The 1,730-nt window shown below is 38.3% G+C and carries 3 protein-coding genes; all 3 read left to right on the top strand.

What is annotated here, in order from left to right:
* Positions 1 to 86: 86 nt before the first annotated feature.
* Positions 87 to 266 (top strand): hypothetical protein, encoded by a 180-nt coding sequence (locus NEH75_RS12455; RefSeq protein ID WP_055276859.1) that lies wholly within the window; start codon positions 87 to 89, stop codon positions 264 to 266.
* Positions 256 to 612 (top strand): IS66 family insertion sequence element accessory protein TnpB, encoded by a 357-nt coding sequence (gene tnpB, locus NEH75_RS12450; protein WP_256656469.1) that lies wholly within the window; start codon positions 256 to 258, stop codon positions 610 to 612. Before NEH75_RS12455 ends, tnpB begins: the two co-directional genes overlap by 11 nt.
* A 94-nt stretch (positions 613 to 706) precedes the next feature.
* Positions 707 to 1,730: IS66 family transposase (gene tnpC, locus NEH75_RS12445; RefSeq protein ID WP_262948958.1), on the top strand; the 1,024-nt coding region annotated here is incomplete at its 3' end.

Here is a 1,730-nt window from a genome sequence, read left to right as displayed (position 1 = left end):
GTAAGCGGGTAATATAAACCTGTCTATTTTGACCTCCAACTTTGAGCTAAAATGAAGCTATCAAAGAAAAGGAGGTCAATTTTTTTATGAAAGAAAATCCGATCATTGTTCCTGTTCAGTTAAATCAATCTTCATCTGATCAGCCCTATACTGATACCCCTTCATGTTACTTCAAAATAAACGGTGCTGAAGCGACGTTTTATAATGGAGTTGATAAACATATCTTACATGCCGTTTTAGCGGAGATGTCTAAACATGCTCGTTAATTTCTCGAATGTTCAAAACATATTTATCGTTTGTGGTCACACTGATATGCGCTGTGGCATTGATGGACTAGCAGGTATCATCACAGACAAGTATAATCTTGATTTATTTAACGATGCCCTTTTCCTATTTTGTGGACGAAAAAAAGACCGATTCAAAGCCCTTTATTGGGATAAAGACGGTTTTATCTTATTATATAAACGGATTGAGAAGGGGAACCTTCAATGGCCAAGAAACCAAGAAGAAGTCAAAAAATTAACCCATCAGGAGCTTCGTTGGCTACTTGAAGGCTTATCTATTCAACAACCTAAAGCCATCAAACCAGCTCAAACAGGATGTCTGATTTAAATCATTATAAAATGGTAATAAAACCTGTATTTTCTATCTACTTTTGGGCATACTAAGCCTAACATGAATCATTTTAGAAAAAGAGGTGAGGCAATTGAGTACGTTTGAATCAAAACTAATCAAAGAAAATCAGAACTTATTAAAAAAACTGGATCAACAAACTCAACGAATCACTCAACAAGATCAACAAATCACTGAGCAGACTCTAAAAATTCAACAATTAACGGAACAAGTAGAATTTCTAACAAAAAAGCTTTTTGGATCCTCAAGCGAGAAAACTAAAGTTGATCCCAATCAACTCTCACTTTTTGAGGATCCTGTTTTAGAAAACGACCAAACAAACATTGAACCAACAGAAGAAATCACATATCGCCGCCGTAAGGCATCGGGGCGTAAGGCAGAGCTAACCAAAGATTTACCCGTTGAAGAAATTCACTGTGAGTTACATGGTGAAGATTGTACATGTGACTATTGTGGTCAAAAGATGAAACCGATGGGAAAGAAAATCATTCGTGAAGAGGTCTGCTTTATCCCAGCGAAACTATTTAAAAAAGTGTACTATTCACACGCTTATAAGTGTGATTGTCATGATGACTCCTATGAACCACAGCCGATTCAATGTGCTGAAGTCCCTAAAGGACCCATTCAAAGGAGCTTAGCTGGGCCTAGTGTTCTAGCTTGGATGATCCATCAAAAGTATGAATTAAGCCTTCCACTTTATCGTCAAGAGAAAGAATGGCAGACGTATGGTTTAGAATTAAGTCGGCGCACGATGGCGAACTGGATGATCAAAGTCGCCAATGATTGGTTACGCCCACTTTACGATTATTTCGCCAAAATCTTAGTAAAAGAAGAAGTTCTTCATGCCGATGAAACGCACTATCAAGTGTTAAATCGAACGGATGGACGTGACGCAACATCTCAGGCACGAATCTGGTTAATTCAAACAGGTAAAGAATGCGAAACACCCATCGTTTATTATCACGCAGATTTAACTCGTGCAAGAGTCGTCGCTGAACAATTACTCGATGGATTTAAAGGCTACCTGCATTGTGATGGGTATTCCGGATATAAGAACTTACCGAATATTGAATTAGTGGGATGTTGGGCGCATGCCC

This window comes from Turicibacter sp. T129 (assembly GCF_025594975.1).
In the GTDB taxonomy this organism is placed as follows: domain Bacteria; phylum Bacillota_I; class Bacilli_A; order MOL361; family Turicibacteraceae; genus Turicibacter; species Turicibacter bilis.
This window is presented reverse-complemented; position numbering and strand designations above follow the sequence as displayed.

What these genes read in the sequence shown, in the direction of transcription:
- tnpB (WP_256656469.1), top strand. Translation starts at nt 256, where the DNA reads ATGCTCGTTAATTTCTCGAATGTTCAAAACATATTTATCGTTTGTGGT.
- NEH75_RS12455 (WP_055276859.1), top strand. Translation starts at nt 87, where the DNA reads ATGAAAGAAAATCCGATCATTGTTCCTGTTCAGTTAAATCAATCTTCA.